The 20,652-nt window shown below is 40.2% G+C and carries 17 protein-coding genes; 14 read left to right on the plus strand and 3 right to left on the minus strand.

Going from position 1 to position 20,652, the window contains the following annotated elements; translation table 11 throughout:
- Window positions 1–41: 41 nt before the first annotated feature.
- A complete protein-coding gene (locus AB2N10_RS13865; protein ID WP_354622947.1) occupies window positions 42–1,013 on the minus strand; it encodes a magnesium transporter CorA family protein in 972 nt (323 codons plus the stop codon).
- Window positions 1,014–1,243: 230 nt separating this feature from the next.
- Window positions 1,244–3,928, minus strand: a complete 2,685-nt coding sequence (locus AB2N10_RS13870) for a molybdopterin-dependent oxidoreductase (protein ID WP_369433975.1) — start codon at window positions 3,926–3,928, stop codon at window positions 1,244–1,246.
- Between the two features lie 406 nt (window positions 3,929–4,334).
- On the opposite strand from AB2N10_RS13870, the gene cobA reads away from it, so the two are divergent.
- The 4 genes from cobA to AB2N10_RS13890 all read left to right on the plus strand — a co-directional run bounded on the left by cobA (window position 4,335) and on the right by AB2N10_RS13890 (window position 8,821).
- Window positions 4,335–5,195, plus strand: a complete 861-nt coding sequence (gene cobA, locus AB2N10_RS13875) for a uroporphyrinogen-III C-methyltransferase (protein WP_369433976.1) — start codon at window positions 4,335–4,337, stop codon at window positions 5,193–5,195.
- 29 nt (window positions 5,196–5,224) lie between these two features.
- The gene (nirB, locus tag AB2N10_RS13880; RefSeq protein WP_369433977.1) at window positions 5,225–7,765 is read left to right on the plus strand and encodes a nitrite reductase large subunit NirB; all 2,541 of its coding nucleotides are present in this window, start codon (window positions 5,225–5,227) and stop codon (window positions 7,763–7,765) included.
- 12 nt (window positions 7,766–7,777) lie between these two features.
- Window positions 7,778–8,125 (plus strand): nitrite reductase small subunit NirD, encoded by a 348-nt coding sequence (nirD, locus tag AB2N10_RS13885; RefSeq protein ID WP_354622951.1) that lies wholly within the window; start codon window positions 7,778–7,780, stop codon window positions 8,123–8,125.
- 108 nt (window positions 8,126–8,233) lie between these two features.
- A complete protein-coding gene (locus AB2N10_RS13890; RefSeq protein ID WP_354622952.1) occupies window positions 8,234–8,821 on the plus strand; it encodes an ACP phosphodiesterase in 588 nt (195 codons plus the stop codon).
- On the opposite strand, the gene AB2N10_RS13895 is transcribed toward AB2N10_RS13890, so the two are convergent.
- A complete protein-coding gene (locus AB2N10_RS13895) occupies window positions 8,818–11,379 on the minus strand; it encodes a PBP1A family penicillin-binding protein (protein ID WP_354622953.1) in 2,562 nt (853 codons plus the stop codon). The genes AB2N10_RS13890 and AB2N10_RS13895 overlap by 4 nt on opposite strands.
- Window positions 11,380–11,575: 196 nt before the next feature.
- Between AB2N10_RS13895 and pilM the strand changes: the two genes are divergently transcribed.
- The 10 genes from pilM (at window position 11,576) to AB2N10_RS13945 (ending at window position 20,630) form a co-directional block, all read left to right on the plus strand.
- The gene (gene pilM, locus AB2N10_RS13900) at window positions 11,576–12,634 is read left to right on the plus strand and encodes a type IV pilus assembly protein PilM (protein ID WP_369433978.1); all 1,059 of its coding nucleotides are present in this window, start codon (window positions 11,576–11,578) and stop codon (window positions 12,632–12,634) included.
- A complete protein-coding gene (locus AB2N10_RS13905; protein ID WP_354622955.1) occupies window positions 12,634–13,194 on the plus strand; it encodes a PilN domain-containing protein in 561 nt (186 codons plus the stop codon). Before pilM ends, AB2N10_RS13905 begins: the two co-directional genes overlap by 1 nt.
- Window positions 13,191–13,481 carry a type 4a pilus biogenesis protein PilO gene (locus tag AB2N10_RS13910; RefSeq protein WP_369433979.1) on the plus strand — a complete coding sequence of 97 codons (291 nt, stop codon included), beginning with the start codon at window positions 13,191–13,193 and terminating at the stop codon, window positions 13,479–13,481. Before AB2N10_RS13905 ends, AB2N10_RS13910 begins: the two co-directional genes overlap by 4 nt.
- 44 nt (window positions 13,482–13,525) lie before the next feature.
- A complete protein-coding gene (locus AB2N10_RS13915) occupies window positions 13,526–13,765 on the plus strand; it encodes a type 4a pilus biogenesis protein PilO (RefSeq protein ID WP_369433980.1) in 240 nt (79 codons plus the stop codon).
- Window positions 13,762–14,280: a pilus assembly protein PilP gene (locus AB2N10_RS13920; RefSeq protein ID WP_354622957.1), complete on the plus strand. Its 519-nt coding sequence runs from the start codon at window positions 13,762–13,764 to the stop codon at window positions 14,278–14,280. Before AB2N10_RS13915 ends, AB2N10_RS13920 begins: the two co-directional genes overlap by 4 nt.
- A gap of 27 nt (window positions 14,281–14,307) precedes the next feature.
- Entirely contained in the window at window positions 14,308–16,431 is a 2,124-nt protein-coding gene (locus tag AB2N10_RS13925; RefSeq protein ID WP_354622958.1) for a type IV pilus secretin PilQ family protein, read from the plus strand.
- A gap of 156 nt (window positions 16,432–16,587) precedes the next feature.
- The gene (aroK, locus tag AB2N10_RS13930) at window positions 16,588–17,103 is read left to right on the plus strand and encodes a shikimate kinase AroK (protein ID WP_354622959.1); all 516 of its coding nucleotides are present in this window, start codon (window positions 16,588–16,590) and stop codon (window positions 17,101–17,103) included.
- Window positions 17,103–18,173 carry a 3-dehydroquinate synthase gene (gene aroB, locus AB2N10_RS13935; protein WP_369433981.1) on the plus strand — a complete coding sequence of 357 codons (1,071 nt, stop codon included), beginning with the start codon at window positions 17,103–17,105 and terminating at the stop codon, window positions 18,171–18,173. Before aroK ends, aroB begins: the two co-directional genes overlap by 1 nt.
- Before the next feature lie 17 nt (window positions 18,174–18,190).
- Window positions 18,191–19,816 carry an AAA family ATPase gene (locus AB2N10_RS13940; RefSeq protein WP_369433982.1) on the plus strand — a complete coding sequence of 542 codons (1,626 nt, stop codon included), beginning with the start codon at window positions 18,191–18,193 and terminating at the stop codon, window positions 19,814–19,816.
- On the plus strand, window positions 19,809–20,630 hold the full coding sequence (locus AB2N10_RS13945; RefSeq protein ID WP_354622961.1) for a Dam family site-specific DNA-(adenine-N6)-methyltransferase: 822 nt from the start codon (window positions 19,809–19,811) through the stop codon (window positions 20,628–20,630). The genes AB2N10_RS13940 and AB2N10_RS13945 overlap by 8 nt, the downstream gene beginning before the upstream one ends.
- The last annotated feature ends 22 nt before the right edge of the window (window positions 20,631–20,652 follow it).

The following is a 20,652-nucleotide window of genomic DNA, read 5'->3' on the forward strand; positions in this document are numbered from 1 at the left end:
AGCCGCTACTATCGCTAGCGGCATTTCTATAGGGCATTAAATTATAGCCAACGTTTTTTCTTGAAAAATATCACCAAGCCTAATGCGATGATTGCCATTATGCCAAGTAGGTAGAAATAGCCATATTGCGCTTTTAGTTCTGGCATATACGAAAAATTCATTCCGTATATACCTGCCAAAAAACTTAACGGTACGAAGATAGCAGTGATCACCGTTAATGCCTGCATAGTCTCATTGAGTTGATGCGATGTTATTGATATATAAGCATTAATGATGTCACCGCAGATGTCATAATACATCTGAGACAAACTCAGGAGGCGCTGTAACCGTTCTTGCATATCGGTGAGATAATGAGATTCAGCCTTACCGATGATCGTCGTGCCATCTCCGATCAGCGATTTAAGCTCAGAACCAATATTAAGGTGGTAGTTAAAGGTGCGTTTTAGCTTAGTTAAACGCGAGCTATATAGAGTGAGTTTCTGCATCATTTGGTCTGAACCCTGAATTTGAAAGGCATCTTCAATCGCTTCTAAGGTATCTTCAAATTGTAATAACGCTTCAATATAGGCACCACTACTGTAATGAAAAATGCGTAAAGCGAGGGTCATCGGACTCGTTTTTAATAGTTTCTCCCCTTCGTTATTAAAAAGATTATTGATTGTCTCTGATTTTTTATCATGGCGTGTAATTAAAATTCGTTTTCCAACAAATAGGCCTATCGGTAATAATTCAAATTCAAGCTGCGACTTGGTGGAAAATATCTCTCGATAAATCATAAAAATATAGTTATCGAATAATTCAATTTTTGGAGGGTGGCGGTTATCCCTGACTGCATCTTCTATCGCTAATGGATGGCAACCGAGTTGCTCTAATATCAGGTGTTCTTGATCGCTATCGTGTTCATTAATATCAAGCCAGAGCAAGCCATTATCATCTTTTTGCCATTCTTTGATGAGCTCACTTCCACCGTATTTGGCATCTAAATTTTTGGCGATAAATATACATTGAATCATAACGTTAACCTTTGCCCATAGCAGTAATGAGGGTGATAGTGTTAAATCGTAAATATATACCCATGTTACCTCAAGATGCCAGACAAAGTATCTTGAGGTAACTTGGATATAAAGTGTTTAGACTAACGATTAATAATAATTAAGCAAGGTGATCATGGTTTGATTTGCGAGCTGCGCCCTGCCGGGCAAGGAAGTTGCCCTTAGCATTTCGGCGGGCTTTCCAAAATAGCTTATGCGCTGTAACTAAGAGAGTAATCTGCAACGAGTTGTTGAATGTCTGGCAGGCAACTACCGCAACCCGTCCCCGCTCCTGTGCAGTCGCTGATGGCTTGCACTGTTTTTAATTGTTTGTCTTTAATTGCCGACTTAATCGTATTTTCCCCCACCTGTTTACAGGCGCAGATAATTTTTCCTGCGGCTAATTTTCCTTTAACAACACCGGATACGAACGATAGCTCAACGTCGTGATCTGCGCGAATATCTAGTAAATTTTGCATCCACTCTAACGGCTGATTTTGCAAATTGTTGGACGCGATATAGGCACCGAGAATTTGTTTGTTATGTATATGAGCATAGCGATAAAGGGGAGTGTTATGGTCATCTGAGCGGCTATAATTTAAGGTTTTTCCACTTTTTTTGGCTAATAAATTATGTAATTTTACGCACAGTTGTTGTGCCGGTAGTTGTGCAGCAATACGGTATAAGTAACCGTTACTGACCTTTTGTTTAATCCAATAAGCAAAGGCATCGACATTTAACGGTTCGTCGCTTAACAGTAAGGCTTCACTCTGATATGGCCATTTTTGAATAGCAACAGGGGTTGTTTTAAATTCTGGTTGTCCCGAATAGCTATCTTTGTGGGCTGGTATTAAGGCGCAGACACTACTTAGTTTTGCGTTACTTTGATTCCAATGTATCGGCATGAACAATTGTTGTGGTTGTATTCGAGTGGATATTACTACGCGTGCTAAGGCCTTACCATAGTGATTACTTAGCATGGCGATATCACCATTGTTGAGTTGCTGTTGTTGTGCATCAGAAGGATGGATATTGACAAATGGTTCTGCAATATGTGCACTCAAACGACTCGATAAACCTGTTCGTGTCATGGTATGCCATTGGTCACGGATACGTCCACTATTGAGTAGGAAGGGGTGGTTGTTATCGCAAACCCCCTTGGGTTTTTGATGTGTCACCGCGATAAATTGCGCTTTTTTGGAGGGAGTAAAAAAAACATTATCACTAAACATGCGTTGGTGAATGATCTTTTTTTGCAACTTGGTGACGGGCCACTGTTGTGGTGTCAGTTGGCTATATCCTTGCGCATCTAAGTGTGTTAAACCGATTAGGTTTAGGTCTCTATTTTTACCATTTTCATTACCAAGGGTCGTCATGCGTGCATATTCATTAAATATCTCTCCTTCATGAAGGTAGCTAAAATGTCGAGAAAATCCCATCCGTTTGGCGACTTCACTAATGATCCACCAATCAGGCTTACCTTCCCCTGGTGTTGGTAAAAGGCGTCGCTGCCTTGAAATACGACGTTCGGAATTGGTCACCGTACCTGATTTTTCACTCCATCCCTGGGCGGGAAGTAATACGCTGGCATATTTGCTGGTGGCCGTCTCTTTAATGCAATCGGAGACAACAACGAGTGGGCATTTTTGTAATGCGGCAATAATTTTATTGCTATTGGGTAGACTCACCACGGGATTGGTTGCCATGATCCACACCGCTTTAATCTTGCCATCATACATGGCATCGAAAAGATCAATGGCCTGTAACCCAGGGGCTTTTGCTACTGTATTGCTTTGCCAAAAGTCACTAATTAAACGATGCTCTTCTGGGTTGTTGAACTCCATGTGTGCAGCCAGTGTATTCGCTAATCCACCCACTTCACGTCCGCCCATTGCATTAGGTTGCCCCGTCACTGAAAATGGTCCCATGCCTGCTTTACCAATGCGGCCAGTTGCTAAGTGGCAGTTTAAAATGCTATTGACCTTATCACTGCCCTGTGAAGATTGGTTAACTCCTTGAGAATAGATGGTGATGACCTTTTCGGTATTTGCAAATTGCTTATAGAAGCGGGTTAGTAATGTTTTGGAAATCGTTAATCTATCAAGAAAGTCACGTTCATCTTGGCAATCTTGTTGTGCATTTTTTAGGGCGTCTTGAAAGCCTTCGCAGTAGCTATCAATGTAATTTGGGTTGATTTTTTGCTCGGCGACTAAATGACAAAGCAGACCATTAAATAAAGCGACATCGCTGCCTGGTTGTATTGCGAGATGTAGGTCTGCAATTGCACTGCTATCCGTTTTACGGGGGTCAATAACGACAATAAATAGCTCAGGTCGTAGCTTTTTTGCTGCTTTTAAGCGTTGAAATAGAACAGGATGACACCAAGCTAAATTTGAACCGGTGATCACGACCATATCGGCATGATCAAGGTCTTCGTAGCATATTGGGACGGTATCACTTCCAAAAGCGCGTTTATGTCCAACGACGGAAGATGACATGCACAGGCGCGAGTTTGTATCTATATTGGCGCTACCAATAAATCCTTTCATTAATTTATTAGCGACATAATAATCTTCTGTTAAGAGTTGTCCTGAAACATAAAAGGCTACAGCATCAGGGCCGTGCTCGGCAATGATATCGGAAAATTGTTGTGCGACATGATCTAGCGCAGTTGACCAATTTGTCTCTTGACCCTCTAGGCTTGGGTGTAATAAGCGTCCTTCATGACTAACCGTTTCACCTAGTGCCAATCCTTTTGAGCATAGTTTTCCATAATTAGCAGGGTGTGCAATATCTCCACGTATATCTACTCCACCCTGTGCATTACTTTTTGCTTCGATACCACAGCCAACACCACAATATGCGCAGGTTGTTTTTGTCCAGCTGTTATTTTCCATGGCCATAGAATCCCTATCTATTGATATAAATTAAATGATATAGAGCAAAGAGCAGACCAAGTCGTCTTTTTTTTATCTATTCGCCTACCTAAAACTTATTTCTTCTTTATTATCAATAACTAAAAACCCTAAAATGAACTGTCTTTAAATGGACATGTTGTTAATTAAATGTAAATGAATTGTTTTCGCTATATCTTGGTGCAGCCTCCATTTTAAAAACACCATGATTGAACATTGTCTCAGTTAAAGGGATGTGTTGAGCAATTTTAAAACTTTTGTTAGTTATGTAATTAATTGAATAATATATCTTTGTTTGTTTTTTTAGGTTTTTTTTTTAGGTTGGCACTTAGCTTGCTGTTAATGAATAAATGGATGTTAATTATTTGTTAAATAACAAGGGGCGGTGATGAGCAGTTTAAATGATAGTAATGATGTTATTCCATTGTCACCAAGTAAAAGAGTTAGCTCGCTTAAACTTACTCAGAAAGCGCAGTGGGGCACCGTTTCATTAGTGGGTGCAGGTCCTGGTGATCCTGATTTACTGACCATCAAAGCATTGCGAGTAATTGAAAGGGCTGATGTGATTGTATATGACAATCTCGTTAGCGATCAAATACGGGCGCTTTTTCCATCTGCGACAGAAAAATTATATGTGGGAAAAAAGAAAGGTCAGCACAGTTTTACACAAATACAAATTAATCAACTGCTAATCGATAAAGCACAGCAAGGTTTGAATATTTGTCGTTTGAAGGGAGGAGATGCCTTTGTTTTTGGTCGTGGCGGTGAAGAGATGTTGCAATTGAAAGCAATGGATATAGCCGTTGACCTCGTACCTGGTATTACCGCTGCTGCAGGTTGTAGCAGTTATGCCGGCATTCCGCTTACTCATCGTGGGCTTGCTCAAGGGTGTACTTTTATCACAGCGCATGCGGAAAAAGAGTTGGCAGTACAATGGTCTGCTCTAACAGGCTTACAGCATACATTAGTTTTTTATATGGGCTTAAGTAAGGCTGCTCTTATTGAATGTGAACTATTAAAAGCGGGGATGCCGAGCAGTACACCTGTTGCCTTTATAGAAAATGGTTGCTGCCCTGAGCAGCGTGTTATTACCAGCACCTTAGATCAATTAGCAAGCTTAGTTAGTCTGCATCAAATTCAATCCCCTGCACTTATTGTGGTTGGCAAAGTTGTCGCTCTTGCAGAACAGTTGCAGTGGGTTGGTCAGCAAAGCAGTATCGATAGCGTAATAAATCAATTATCAGCTTAATAAAGAACAAGACAAAGGAAATGACGATTATGAGTAAAGCAAAAATTGTAGTGGTAGGAAACGGAATGGTTGGCCACAAATTTATTGATTCAATTATCACTGACGCGAGCGCAGACTATGAAGTGATCACTTTTTCTGAAGAGTCGCGGCTAGCTTACGATCGCGTGCAACTCAGTTATTTTTTTTCGGGTAAAAGTGCCGCTGACTTAGCGTTAACTGACGCTAATTATTATCATGAAAACGGCATTAACTTTGTTCTTAATGATAAAGTCGTTGAGTTAGATTTCGCCAATAAAGAGGTCATTACAGCAAGCGGTCGGGTTGAAGGTTATGACAAGTTAGTGGTCGCGACAGGCTCATATCCCTTTGTTCCTCCTATTCCTGGTAATGACCAAGAACATTGCCACGTGTATCGTACCATCGATGATTTAGAAGCGATTTTACGTTCAGGTAAAAGTAGTAAAGTAGGCGTGGTGGTTGGCGGTGGATTATTGGGTCTTGAAGCGGGTAATGCCTTGGTGAATTTGGGATTAGAAACTCATATTGTGGAATTTGCGCCACGCTTAATGGCCGTGCAACTAGATGAAGGTGGCGGAGCTTTATTGCGTCGCAAGATAGAAGATTTAGGGGTGCAAGTACACACCGAAAAAGCGACAACGGAGATTGTCGCTGGTGATACCTGCCGTTATCGCATGAACTTTGCTGATGGTAGCTTTTTAGAGACAGATACTATTATATTCTCGGCAGGTATTCGCCCTCAGGATGAATTGGCGCGTTCAGCCGGTCTTGAAATTGGTGAGCGTGGCGGCATTGTGATTGATAATAATTGCCAAACTAGTGTGCAAGATGTTTACGCCATTGGTGAATGTGCACTGTGGAATAATTTTATTTTTGGCTTGGTTGCACCGGGTTACCAGATGGCCAAAGTGGCGGCAGCACATATAAAAGGAGATAGCGAACAACAGTTTAACGGTGCAGATATGAGTACCAAGCTAAAATTACTGGGCGTGGATGTGGCAAGTATTGGTGAAGTACACGGTAAAACGGTCGGCGCTCAGTCATACACTTACAATGATGAAATTGAGCAGATCTATAAGCGCTTAATTGTTTCTGCCGATGGTAAAAAAATTGTTGGTGCGGTATTAGTCGGTGATGTTGATGCCTATGGTTCATTATTGCAGTTAAAGCTTAATAATATGGATTTACCTGAGAATCCAGCGGTATTGATTTTACCAAGTGCAGGCGAAGGTCAGTCCGCAGGTTTAGGTGTTGATGCATTACCCGATAGTGCCGTTATCTGCTCCTGTTTTGATGTCACTAAAGCTTCCATTAAAGAGGCGGTGGCTGCAGGATGCACCTCTATGTCGGCATTGAAAGAGTCAACCAAAGCCTCTACGGGATGTGGAGGCTGTTCAGCACTCGCTAAACAGGTGTTGGATTCAGAGCTGGCGCTGTTAGGTTTTGAAGTTAAAAATGATATTTGTGAACATTTTGCTTATTCACGCCAAGAGCTGGTGGATATTATTCGCATTAAGAAAATCAAAACCTTTGATCAGGTACTGGAAACCTGTGGAAAAGGGCTCGGTTGCGAGGTCTGTAAACCTGCCGTGGGATCTATTTTGGCCTCCTATTGGAATGATTATGTTCTCAAAGATGAGTTAATTGAGTTGCAAGATACCAATGATATTTATCTTGGTAATATGCAAAAAGATGGGACTTATTCCGTTGTGCCTCGTGTGGCCGGTGGTGAAATCACCCCCGAAAAATTAATTGTGCTTGGTGAAGTCGCGAAAGAGTTCGATCTTTATACCAAATTAACGGGCGGGCAACGAATCGACCTATTTGGTGCGCAATTACATGAATTACCTCTTATCTGGAGAAAGCTGATCGATGCTGGATTTGAAACTGGGCACGCTTACGGTAAGTCATTGCGTACCGTTAAATCTTGTATTGGCAGTACTTGGTGTCGTTTTGGCGTGGGCGATAGTGTTGGCTTCGCGATTAAATTAGAAAATCGCTACAAAGGCGTGCGTTCCCCTCATAAAATTAAGTTTGGTGTCTCTGGCTGTACCCGTGAATGTGCCGAAGCACAAAGCAAAGACGTCGGCATTATCGCAACGGATAAAGGTTGGAATATGTATGTTTGTGGTAATGGTGGGATGCGTCCACGTCATGCAGACCTGCTGGCCTCCGATCTCAGTGAAGATGAATTACAGCGATATACAGACCGTTTCTTAATGTTTTATATTCGTACGGCAGATTGTCTACAACGTACCTCGGTGTGGTTAGAAAATATGGAGGGGGGGATAGATTATCTTAAGGAGGTGATTATTAATGACAAGCTTAATATTGCCGATGAGCTTGAAACTGAAATGGCTAATAACATCAAGAACTATCAGTGTGAGTGGAAAACGACCATTGAAGATGCTGAAAAAGTGAAACGTTTCAAACATTTCGTTAATAGTAGTGATGTTGATAATCGACTTTCATATATCAAGGAGCGCGCACAACGTTTCCCTGCACCGCGTGCACAGGCAGAAGAGATTAACATTGTCGAACTAACACAATAGGAGCAAGGTATCATGCAAACACAATTACATAATCAATGGACAACCATTTGTAAAAAAGAGGATTTAACTGCCAATGCGGGTATTTGTGCGCAGTTTAATGATGAGCAAGTCGCTATCTTTTTCGATAAACGTAATAACGCCCTTTATGCGTTAGCTAACTTTGACCCATTTGGTCAGGCAAATGTTATCTCTCGGGGTATTATTGGCTCAACAGAAGATATTGTTTATGTTGCTTCTCCCCTCTATAAACAACGATTTAACCTTCAGACTGGTGAATGTTTAGAGTCACCAGTACACGCATTAAAAATATATCCTATTAGATTTGAAAATGATGAGGTGCAATTAAAAAGAGCCAGTTAGTAAGAAAATCAAGTTGGCGTGTCTGTTTTATCTATTTGAGCTCCCAAGTGGGAGCTTTTATTTTTATTTTGTTAGACTGGTATAAATCATAGTTGAAAAGGTCTAACGATGAATTATCTTGCCCATTTACATATAGCTGACCATACGAACAGCAGTTTACTGGGCAATTTTTTAGGGGATTTTGTAAAAGGTTCACCAGAGGGTAAATATAGCGTTCCGGTTGTACAAGGCATTCGTTTACATCGCTTTGTTGATAGTTTCACGGATCAGCACGCAATCGTTAAGTCATTAAAACAATATTTTCCAACTGAGTTGCGTCGTTTCGCGCCAATCACCTTGGATATGTTTTGGGATCATTGTTTGGCAAAAAATTGGCCTGTTTACCATCAAAGTGCTTTAATGGATTTTTGTCAGCAGGCTGAAAGGCAAATCGCAATAGAAATGCAGCAGGAGAATTATTCGTTACCCGAACGATTTTTAAGCACATCTGAGGCAATGTGGCAAGGAAGGTGGTTAGAGCATTATGCCGATATCGATAACATCATTTTTAGTTTGCAGCGCATTGCCCGTCGGGGGAAAAGGATGGCACCTTTAGCATCAACGGGGGATACACTGCTCAATCACTATGACATTTTTGCTGAGCAGTTTTTGCAACTGTATCCTGAATTATTGCAGCAAGCCCAAATACTCAGTTAAAAAAGCTCTTCATGTTTCGATGTTGCAGTGCCTTTTGTGCCGCCCTGTTTAAATAGTTCCTCTTCACTATTACGCGACTTATCGACATAATTTTTCGGAACGGTTCCATTTTTGAAATATTCAAAGCGTGTAGTGTAATCCGTTGCATAGGATAATAAACCGCTACTAAGGTCAATACGTGCCGTTGATATACCCTTAGGAATCGGTGCTGTAAATACCGGGGTTGATGATGCCGTCTCCTGCATGAATTCAATCCATGCGGGAAGTGCTGTTCTTGCACCAAATTCCCCTCCATAAATCTGTTCTTTATCTAAATTGTTATTATAGGATGCTTTACCTAGGTCGCGACTGAAATTATCAAACCCAACCCAAGAGGTTGCCACTGTTTTACCAACGAACCCGGAAAACCAAGCATCTTTAGAATCATTTGTTGTCCCAGTTTTTCCACCGATATCTCGACGTTGTAAAGCTTGGGCTGCGCGCCATCCTGTGCCATTCCAACCAGTTTTATGCTGCCAACTACCCCCCCCAAAAACCGCGCTATTCAATAATTCGCGAGTTAAAAAAGCAGTCTCTTCACTAATCACGGAAGGGGCTATTTGCGCCTCACTGATATAGGCAATTTCGCAGGTTTTGCTGATATCTCCCTTTTCTGCGAGTACTTTAGTTAGATACTCTGGAGAGCGTTGTTTTTCATATAGTTCGTTACACTCTTGGCAGACTGTATGTGGTGCGGCTTGATATAAGACATTACCGTAACCATCTTCTATCCGTTCAATAATATAGGGATCAACCTTATATCCACCATTAGCGATAATCGCATAGCCAGTGGCTAGCTCTAATGGGCTAATTGATGCAGAACCTAATGCTAGCGTTAGGTTTCGGGGTAGTTCTTCACCGTTAAAGCCAAATTTTTCGAGTTGATTGATGATTGTTGGTAAGCCGAGGTCTTCAACTAAACGTACAGAGACCACATTTTTAGATTGACCTAACGCACGACGTAAACGAATTGGACCCTCATAGACTTCGGGGGAGTTTCTTGGGCGCCATGCGCTGCTACCTGTCCATTGATTAATCGGCGCATCGTTAACCAGAGTAGCTAATGTATAACCATTATCTAAGGCTGCTGAATATATAAATGGTTTAATATTCGAACCGACCTGACGTTTTGCTTGTGTTGCACGATTAAATTTACTCTGCACAAAACTAAAACCACCCACTAATGAGGTAATTGCCCCATTCATTGGGTTAAGTGACACAAAGGCTGCACTTGCATCAGGGTATTGTGCTAGCTCTAAGCCTTGCGCGCTTTGACGGACCCAAATCTGTTCACCAACGGCAACGATATCCGATGCTTTTTGTGGTGCCTTTCCTTGCGCGGTATCGCTGATATAACGCCTCGCCCATTTTAATCCATGCCAATTTATAGATGATGTTTCCGCACCTTTGTCTTTGCTTAAGACTTTTACATCATTATCGCCTACTTCAATAACAACGGCGGGTTGCAAACCGCTAAAGTCAGGCTCTGATTTTAGTTTTGCTATAATTTTTTCATGCGGCCAAGGTGTTGCTGTGGCGTCCCATAGGACATTCACCGCACCGCGGTAACCGTGGCGTTTATCGTAATCGAGCAGGTTATTTATCAAGGCGTTATTTGCCGCTTCTTGGGATGTTTTATCGATTGTCGTGTAAACATTTAAGCCATTGTTGTAACTCTGCTCTGCACCATACATCTCGATAAGTTTATTGTGCGCCATCTCGGCCACGTAATGTGCCGATAAGGTGATTTCAGCGCCGTGAAGCTTTCCGGTTATTGGGCTATTGACTGCTTCATTATATTCGAATTGAGTGATATATGATTCTTCTAACATCCGTTTTAATACGATATTACGGCGTTGGCGGGCATTTTCTGGTGAATAAATGGGATTTAAACGCGATGGTGCTTTGGGTAATCCTGCTAACACCGCCATTTCCGGTAATGTTAACTCTGCGACGTTTTTTCCGTAATAGACTTGTGCTGCTGCACCCACACCATAGGAACGGTGACCTAATGAAATTTTATTGAGGTAGAGCATTAAAATTTCGTCTTTAGTTAATATTTGTTCAATTTGGATTGCAATAAAAATTTCTTTAATTTTACGGATAAAGGTTTTTTCTCGTGTCAAAAAGAAATTTCGTGCTACTTGTTGAGTGATTGTGCTAGCGCCTTGTTTTGCTGAACCACTTGTAGCATAAACGATGGCTGCTCTTAATATTCCGATCGGATCAATGCCAAAATGTTGATAATAGCGATTATCTTCAGTGGCGAGAAATGCATTAATTAATTGCGCTGGTACTTCATCACGGGTCAGTGGGATGCGGCGCTTTTCACCAAATTGAGAAAGCAGCTCACCATCAATGCTAAACACTTTCATCGGAACTTGTAATTGAATATCTTGAATGGTAGCGACATCAGGTAAATCTGCTTTAACCATATAATAAATGGTCGTAATCGTACCAATAGCAGCTAGGATGCTAAAAATAATAAGCCAGAGAAGTCGTTTAACCCATCTATTCATTTTTATTTACCTTGAAAATGTTACAAAATGTTTTCATATTAGTTAGTTTTTTGGGATTAGTTGCACAGTATATAGTGATATTGTGCGAGTTACAGCGTAAATATCACTTTACATTATTGAACTTGCTGATTTTAGATATATTATGGGCAATGGTAGATATCAAATATGTATAATCAAATAATATGGCAAGGATGTTATGTTTGAAGCAATGAAAAGGGTAAAGTCAAATGCACTAATAGGCATCGATTTTGGATCCAACTCCATCAAAGCGATTGCGTTGTCTAAAGTGGGGGGGACATTTCAAGTTGATGCTGTCGCAGAAGCGCCGCTTGCTAAAGGGTTAATTGTTGATAATCGCTTTGAAGATTTAACTAAAATTACGCAAATTATTGATCAACTGCGTAAAAACTTCCCCAGTTCATATAAAAATGCAGCGATTGCTGTCACGGGTACTGATGTAATTACAAAAGTGGTTACGATGAATGCGAACATGAACGAACTCGAGTTAGAAACTCAGGTAGAGCTTGAAGCTGAAAATAGTATTCCCTTTCCTATTGATGAAGTCTTTTTAGATTTTGAGGTGTTATCGGAAAATGTCGATAATAGCGAATTTAATGATGTTTTATTAAGTGCCGCTCGTAAAGAAACGGTTTTATCTCAAGTTGATTGTGTTGAAGCGGCTCATTTAACTGTAAAAGTTGTCGATGTGGCCAGCCATGCTCTAGCTCGTGCCTGTGAGCTTTTATTTTCTCGTGATGATCATGACAAAGGAATTGCTATTGTTGATATCGGTGCAGCACAGATGACGCTTAATATAATGCATAAAGGCCGAATGGTGTTCTCTCGTTCTAAAAATCACGGTGGGGCCATTTGCACACAAATGATGATGGAACATTATGGTTATAAATTTGAAGAAGCTGAAAAAATAAAAGTTAGCCATGAATGGAATGCGGACTGTGAACTCGATATTGTCGCCCCTTTTATTAACATGACTATCAATCATTTACGTTATGATTTGCGTATGTTTACCAATGCCCCCAATAATATTCAATTAGAAAAAGTGATATTAACGGGAGGTTGTCAGTTACTGCCTGAGTTAGTGACGCAACTTGCTGAGCAGCTTGAGTTAAATGTTGAAGTGGCAGATCCTTTCCTTGGTTTTGAATATAAAAACGCCGCAGATAAAGCTTTGCTTAGAGACGTTGGTGTTAAATATATGACAGCGTTAGGGCTAGCTTTAAGGGGGGTGCAATAATGTCAAATATTAACCTGCTGCCATGGCGTGCAGAATATAAAAAGAAAAAGAAAAAAGATTTTTTTGGTGTGTTAGTGCTTTTTGCTATTGTTGTGTTAGGAATTTCTTATAGCGGAAAAATGTATGTTGATACATTGATATCAGCCCAACAGCAGCGCAACACTTTTCTACAAAATGAAACGCTTATTTTAGATCGCCGCATTGCTGAAGTCCGCAAAATAAAGGCAGAAAAAGCAGAGCTTGAGCGTCGTATAAATCTAATAAAAGAGTTAGAGAAAAAACGTAATTACACGATTCAGTTATTAAATATGCTGGTGGATGTCGTTCCTGGCGGTATCTATCTTGATCGTGTTAATTTTGTTAATGAGCAAGTTGATGTTATTGGGATGAGTGAATCAAATAATCGTCTTGCTAAAATGATGCGTAATATTGATAGTTCTGGCTGGCTTGGGGACTCCTACCTGAGCTCAATTGTTGCAGGTCCTACTAAACCGATAAAACTGAGCAAATTCGTAATGAAATTTAGTGTCGTTCCTGAAACGAAAGGGGAGCAAAAATGAATTTAAATGAATTAGAGCTTGAAAATGTCGGTAGTTGGCCTGCTCTTTATCGAGCGGTATTTATTGGGATTGTTTGTGTCCTGCTTAGTGGTGCCTTTTTTTACTATGTCATTACTCCACAGTTAGAGCAGCTTGAAAGAGTCAAACAAGAAGAGATCACACTTAAAGATCAATTTAAAACCAAGGCCGCATTATCTGCTAACTTGGAAGCGTATCGTGAGCAAATGAAAGAGATTAAAGTGATTTTTGAGGGATTATTACAAAAACTACCCAGTACCCTGAAATAGCCAGTCTACTCGATGATATTACTTTCATTGGGTCTAATAATGGCTTGCAGTTTAGAAGTATTAATTGGGGGGTCGTTAAGGATGAAGAGCTCTCAGTAGAGGTGCCTATTAGTATACGGGTTGTTGGAAGTTATAAGGCAATAGGTAATTTTGCCGCCGACATCGCAGCATTACCACGTATTGTTATTTTGGATGACGCGAAATTAGCAAAGGAGAAGGGTGATGAGTTACTAATGCTAACCGTTGTTGCCAAAACCTACCGTTATAAGGAGGTTAAAAAATGAGATTGTTGATCGTTTTATTAATCCCCGTTGCTTTATTCGGTTGTGTCGAAGCAAATGTTGAAGATTTAAATGATTTTGTGGTCAAGACTAAAGCACAAATTTACCCTATTAATGATAAAGTGCCTGCGTTAGAAAAAATTGATGCAGTACCTTTTACTCAAAATGAAGGGCGTAACCCTTTTTCTGAGCCAAAACCAGAAGTGGTTGCACCTGTACAAGATGCACCTAAAAGTTGTCCTCAGCCAAACTTTGAGCGTAAAAAACAGCCTCTTGAGATGTATTCTCTTGATAATATTTATATGCGCGGTACATTGTTGTTTGATGATGAGCTGTGGGCGCTTATACAGATTTCTAGTGGCGAATTATATAGGGTAAAACCAGGTAATTATATTGGTTTAAATCACGGGAAAATATTAAAAATAACAAAAGAGATGGTAGAAATACTGGAATTGGCTTCAGATAAAGATGGATGTTGGCAAGAGCGTATAACTCAAATAACGCTAAAGTCTGAATAATATTAAAGCAGGGATGGAATAAACTTCATGAAAATTATAAAGCTAAAGCAACTGGTAAGTTATTTGTACGTACTGGGGGTAATGTTTTCATCAGCGGTGTTAGCCGAATCACAGCTTCTCAAATTAAATGTTAATCCACTCGTGGATAGTAAGTCTGAATTAACATTTGAATTTAGTGAAGCGGTCGGCGAATACAGTGATAAGCTTCATTATCGCCCCAATAAACTGGTTATAGACCTTGATAATGCTAGTTCAGTATTAGAACTCAACCCGATGACTATTAATGCAAATGGTGTAGAGACTGTAGAAACTGAGCGTACTTCGGATGGTTTGCGTATAACCCTTGCTTTGAAAACATTGATGCCATATCGAATTGTGCGTGAAGATAAACTACTTTTTGTACGTTTCGGTGAAATTACCCCGGAAGCGGCGGAGGTCGATCCAACGGAAGTTGCATTGGCAGCTGCGTTAAAGCAGGATGGTAACGAAACAATGTCTGTCGCTGCTGCGTTAAACAATGATAAGGCACCTAGCACACAAACTCCGCCACCTAAAGGCTATGTTAATAGTGTCAAATCGATTGACTTTAAACGTGGCTCAGAAGGTCAGGGAAAACTGCTTGTTTACTTAGATAACTCAAGTGTTGCTGTTGATATTCGCCGTCGTGATCAACAGTTAATTGCAGAGTTTCAAAGTACATTTATCCCCGATGACTTTTTATACATCATGGATGTTTTTGACTTTGCAACGGTTGTTGAAAAAGTTGAAACCTTTAAAGAAGATGGTAAAGCTCGTTTTGTCTTCAATATAAGCGATGAATATAACTACCGTTATGATCAACTTGATACCTTGTTTATGATTGAAGTATCAGAAAAACCGAAGGATCAAAAAACCAGTGTTTATCAAGGGAAAGCTATTTCGTTAAATTTCCAAGATATTCCTGTCCGTACTGTATTGCAATTAATCGCTGATTTTAATGCTTTCAATTTGGTTATTACCGACTCTGTGAGTGGCAATATTACCTTGCGTTTAGATGATGTGCCATGGGAGCAAGCTCTGGATATTATCCTTAAAGTAAAAGGGCTTGGTAAACGCATGGATGGCAATGTATTAATGATTGCACCTGCGGCAGAATTGGCAGCAAAAGAGCGTGAACAATTACAAACTGAAAAAGAGGTTGCAGAGTTGGCACCACTTTACAGTGAGTTCATTCAAATTAATTATGCTAAAGCATCAGATATTGCGACTTTGTTATCAACGGGTACTACGAGCTTATTATCTGAACGCGGTTCAGTTAGTACCGATGTTAGAACGAATACCTTGTTATTAAAAGATACTGCTGCTGTTATTGATGCCGTTAAAGAGATGGTTGAAATTCTCGATATCCCTGTGCGTCAAGTTGTGATTGAAGCACGTATGGTTACCGTAAATGAAAGTGTTGGTGAAGAGCTGGGTATTCGCTGGGGTGTTACAGGTGTAGGTGGTGATACTGGAACATCGGGTACCATCGAGGGTGTAACAGATGCCAATAATGGTACGGTGCCAAGCATTGAAGATCGACTAAATGTTAATTTACCCGTCGCTGGTGCTGCAGGTACAATTGCTTTCCAAGTTGCTAAATTGGCAAATGGTGAGATATTGGATTTAGAATTATCAGCATTGGAGAAAGAGAACAAGGCTGAAATCATAGCTAGCCCGCGTATTACAACGGCAAATCAACAAACAGCTTATATCGAACAGGGTACGGAGATCCCCTATACTGAATCGGCTTCTTCAGGTGCAACTTCGGTCAGCTTTAAAAAAGCGGTATTGAGCTTGCAGGTAACGCCGCAAATTACACCCGATGATAAAGTTATTTTAGACTTGGTTATTACGCAAGACTCGAAGGGTGAAGTTATTCCAACAGGGTTAGGTCAAGCTGTTTCGATTAATACGCAAGAAATTGGTACGCAGGTACTCGTTGAAAATGGTGAAACACTGGTTCTGGGTGGTATTTATCAACAACGTATAACTAATTCTGTATCTAAAGTACCGGTATTAGGGGATATTCCTTACTTAGGTTATTTATTTAGAACAACCGTTGAAGAGAATGCCAAATCAGAGTTATTAATCTTTGTAACCCCGCGCATTGTGATGCAAACGAAGTACTAGTTTGCACAATTCAATAGCGTAATAGCGATAAGCCTGAATAATATTCAGGCTTATTTGTTTCTGGGCTTGCAATAAGTTATTAACAATTGCGATAATGTAGCGCACATTTATTTATAAAGGTTTTCCTGTAATTAATCACTTGAGTAATAATTTAACATGGCTGAACAACGTAATATTTTCTTAATCGGTCCAATGGGTGCAGGTAAAAGCACGATTGGTCGCCATTTAGCACAAATGCTCCACCTTAATTTTCATGACTCAGATGCTGAGATAGAGAAAAAGACTGGTGCGGATATCGCATGGGTTTTTGATGTTGAAGGCGAACAAGGTTTCCGTACTCGTGAGCACGACATGATTGACCAATTAACACAAAAACATGGCATTGTTTTAGCGACGGGAGGGGGGGCTGTTATTGACCCTGAGAACCGAACTCATTTATCTGCTCGAGGTATCGTTGTCTATTTAAAGACCAGCGTTAATAAACAACTGGCTCGAACCCTAAAAGATAAACGTCGTCCACTATTGCAGTCTGGCGACCCTCGTGCAGTACTTGAGGAGTTAGCGGAAAAGCGTAACGCTTTATACGATGAAATTGCTGATTACACTATTGAGACGGATGATCAAAGTGCTAAAGTTGTGGCAAGTCAAATTGCGGTATTATTGGATTTTTAATGGATAAATTAATCGTTGAGTTAGGTGACCGTAGCTATCCCATTTCAATTGGTGAAGAGTTACTTAGTCAAGCTGCGCTTTTTAGCGGTGCGATCGCCGGTAAAAATGTCATGATTGTTACTAATGATGTTGTTGCCCCCCTCTATTTGCAAGCATGTAAAGAGACCTTATGTGAATATAAAGTTGATGAGGTTATTTTACCGGATGGTGAAAAATATAAAACGCTAGCGACATTTGAGACTATTTTAGCGGCATTGCTAGCAAAAAAACATGCACGAGATACGACCATCGTAGCGTTAGGTGGCGGTGTTATTGGCGATATGGCAGGCTTTGCTGCGGCCTGTTATCAACGAGGAATTGCGTTTATACAGGTGCCGACGACATTACTTTCTCAAGTAGACTCTTCAGTCGGTGGGAAAACGGCGGTTAATCATGCACTCGGTAAGAATATGATTGGTGCTTTTTACCAGCCTCAGGCCGTTATAATTGATATTAATTGTCTTAAAACATTACCAGCCCGCGAATTTGCCGCTGGAATGGCTGAAGTGATTAAATACGGTATTATTTATGATAATGGCTTTTTTACTTGGTTAGAGAATAACGTTGATAAGATAAAGTCTCTACAAGCATCGGCAATAACTTACATGATAAAACGTTGTTGCGAGATTAAAGCTGAAGTTGTTTCATTAGATGAAAAAGAGAGTGGTATTCGTGCGTTGCTGAATTTGGGGCACACCTTTGGGCATGCGATTGAAGCTGAACAGGGTTATGGTAATTGGCTACACGGTGAAGCTGTCGCTGTCGGTATGGTGTTAGCAGCGCAAACGTCGTTACATTTATCGCTTCTTAAGCAACCACAAGTAGAAAAAATAATGGCTTTAATTGAACGCTTCGATTTGCCCGTTGTATCACCTCAGGATATGGGCTACGACCAATATGCGGAGCATATGCAATTAGATAAGAAAGTATTAAATGGCAAGTTACGTTTAGTTTTGCCGACCGCAATTGGTCATTGTGAATTATTTGATAATGTTAGCGAAGCAACATTGCGTCGCGTTATTGAACAGTAATTCATATGGTTGAAAGAGTGTTAATAGCGCTTCCATCCCAGTTGCAGTTGATCGATCGGCTGCAGCATCTCATTTATCTCTCCTCTTCACTTATTTTTATTGCAGGAAGAAATGGCTCGGGTAAAACGGCATTGATGGAGCAACTTTCCAATCAATTGCCTTCTAATGTTCAAGAAGCGTTTATTAACCTTAATGAGACAGTGCCAGATGAGCAGATTCGTCAACAAATTATAACCCAGTTATTCGAACATCCCTTATTTGATGCAAATGACACTTTATTCACCACTTTTGTGCAGTTGCAAGAAAAATTTAATGTCGATATTCCTCAGGTTATTATCATCGACAACAGCGACTATTTATCCAATCAGTTACTCTCAGAATTAGCCCAGTTAATGACCTTAAAAACGCAGGTGAGTGAGAGTGAAATTAACGTTTTGTTGCTAGGTAATGATGAAATTATCAACAAGCAACTTGCATATATTAGCGACTCAATGCCGAAGCACGATCCTAATTGCACTTGCTTGGAATTTAAAATTGAGCCGTTAAATGGTGAAGAAACAAGCGCACTTTTAGACCATATGTTTAGTCAAAATGGCTATCAATCAGAGGTTCAGCATCAAGATGCGCTTAGTCAAAAATTGAATGGTTGTGCGGGTAACCCTAAAAAAATAATCGTATTAGCAGAAGAAATTATTGCAGGTAAATTAGAAAATACCGAAGTCTCTAAATTTCGAGCCCGTCTACCGGCATTTTTATTTATGTGTTTGCTATTATTGATTGTGATTGTCATTGCAATTCAGCTTAAGGATAAGTTTTTTGAGGAACCACAAAGCGAACAAGTAACTGAGACGCTTTTAGTGCCACAACCATTTGCTATAGAAGAGATTGCAGCGACTAATTTAGTGGCGGATAGTCAAATTTCTCAGGGTGAGCCTACATTTGCAGGTGAAGCATTGGCAGGAAACTGGAAAGATCAACACCATGATCAGATTGCTGAGAATAAATTAATGGTTGGTATCAGTGATGATAGTGTTACGCGTGTTGTTATTTCTGAACAGGAAATCGCTAATAGCATAGGCGGTAGTGAGCTCGCTATTGTTGAGCTTGAAATGCAAGTTTCTCCTTCTGAAACTGAGTTAAAAGAGCAATTTGAATCACCTAGTGGTGCTCTGCAAACAACGCCTTTAGCGGTGCTAATAGAAGATGAGAAAATAGAGGTGATAGAAGAGCCTGACGCTAGCTTTGATAAAGTCTCCGATGCAGAGGGGCTAACTCAGGTTGAAGTGCTGGTCAAGGAAGTCCAAGAAAGTGTACGTAAGAACAGTGCCGATCCTATTTTTACAGCAAGGGAAAAGTTATTAGCAATCAATCCTGACCACTATACCCTACAACTATTGGCGATGGACTCTAAGGATTCATTGCAACGATTTATTCGTGTGCATAATTTACCGCAAAAGAATGTTTTTGTATATCAAACCAAACATAATAATAAACCCCGTTATATGGTAATTTTTGGCGATTATGCGACGCGCAAATTAGCCCAGCAAGGCGCTAAAAAGTTGCCGGGTTCACTAGCTAAAATGGATGGATGGATCAAAAAATACAGGTTAGTTCATCAGGATTTACAACAAAATAATGATTAAAAAAAATAGAGCATTCCTGAAATGGGCAGGTGGTAAATACACTCTTACTGAACAAATTAATCAACGTTTACCGAAGGGGCGGAGATTAATTGAGCCCTTTGTTGGTGCTGGTTCAGTGTTTTTAAATAGTGACTTTGATGAATACCTACTCAATGATATTAACCCTGATTTAATTGAGATGTATAAAATTATTAAGCGCAAACCGAAGCAGTTTGTGATTGATGCGAAACATTATTTTCAAGATAAATTTAATAATGAAACTGTTTATTATCAACTGCGCAATGAGTTCAATTGTAGTAGTGATAGTTATCAGCGTTCATTACTTTTTCTTTATATGAATCGCCATGGTTATAATGGGCTTTGTCGTTATAATCAAAGTGGTGGTTTTAATGTCCCCTTTGGGCGTTATAAAAAGCCCTATTTCCCTGAAAAAGAGATCCTTTTTTTTGCTAAAAAAGCAAAAAAAGCGACCTTTACCTGTAAGCCATATCACAAGCTATTCCAGTATTTACGCGATGATGATGTGCTCTACTGCGATCCACCCTATGTGCCATTGAGTAAAAGTGCATCATTTACCTGTTATGCAAGTGATGGCTTTAATTTAGATGATCAAGCAAATTTAGCTAAGTTAGCCAGAGAATCGAAGTGCAGCGTCTTGCTGAGTAACCACGATACAACGTTAACACAAGAGCTTTATCGTGATGCGATATGCGATAAGGTGCAAGTGGCGCGAACCATCAGCAGTAAGTCATCAACACGTCTGCCTGTTGGTGAGCTTTTTGCTCTGTTTGCAGGTTGTAAAACCTCACAATAGATGCAATAAAAAATGGTCTGTT

This window comes from Psychromonas sp. MME1 (genome assembly GCF_041080865.1).
GTDB lineage: Bacteria > Pseudomonadota > Gammaproteobacteria > Enterobacterales > Psychromonadaceae > Psychromonas.

Coding starts and splice junctions, on each gene's coding strand:
- AB2N10_RS13865 (WP_354622947.1), bottom strand. CDS start 1,013: ATGATTCAATGTATATTTATCGCCAAAAATTTAGATGCCAAATACGGT.
- AB2N10_RS13870 (WP_369433975.1), bottom strand. CDS start 3,928: ATGGAAAATAACAGCTGGACAAAAACAACCTGCGCATATTGTGGTGTT.
- cobA (WP_369433976.1), top strand. CDS start 4,335: ATGAGCAGTTTAAATGATAGTAATGATGTTATTCCATTGTCACCAAGT.
- nirB (WP_369433977.1), top strand. CDS start 5,225: ATGAGTAAAGCAAAAATTGTAGTGGTAGGAAACGGAATGGTTGGCCAC.
- nirD (WP_354622951.1), top strand. CDS start 7,778: ATGCAAACACAATTACATAATCAATGGACAACCATTTGTAAAAAAGAG.
- AB2N10_RS13890 (WP_354622952.1), top strand. CDS start 8,234: ATGAATTATCTTGCCCATTTACATATAGCTGACCATACGAACAGCAGT.
- AB2N10_RS13895 (WP_354622953.1), bottom strand. CDS start 11,379: ATGAATAGATGGGTTAAACGACTTCTCTGGCTTATTATTTTTAGCATC.
- pilM (WP_369433978.1), top strand. CDS start 11,576: ATGTTTGAAGCAATGAAAAGGGTAAAGTCAAATGCACTAATAGGCATC.
- AB2N10_RS13905 (WP_354622955.1), top strand. CDS start 12,634: ATGTCAAATATTAACCTGCTGCCATGGCGTGCAGAATATAAAAAGAAA.
- AB2N10_RS13910 (WP_369433979.1), top strand. CDS start 13,191: ATGAATTTAAATGAATTAGAGCTTGAAAATGTCGGTAGTTGGCCTGCT.
- AB2N10_RS13920 (WP_354622957.1), top strand. CDS start 13,762: ATGAGATTGTTGATCGTTTTATTAATCCCCGTTGCTTTATTCGGTTGT.
- AB2N10_RS13925 (WP_354622958.1), top strand. CDS start 14,308: ATGAAAATTATAAAGCTAAAGCAACTGGTAAGTTATTTGTACGTACTG.
- aroK (WP_354622959.1), top strand. CDS start 16,588: ATGGCTGAACAACGTAATATTTTCTTAATCGGTCCAATGGGTGCAGGT.
- aroB (WP_369433981.1), top strand. CDS start 17,103: ATGGATAAATTAATCGTTGAGTTAGGTGACCGTAGCTATCCCATTTCA.
- AB2N10_RS13945 (WP_354622961.1), top strand. CDS start 19,809: ATGATTAAAAAAAATAGAGCATTCCTGAAATGGGCAGGTGGTAAATAC.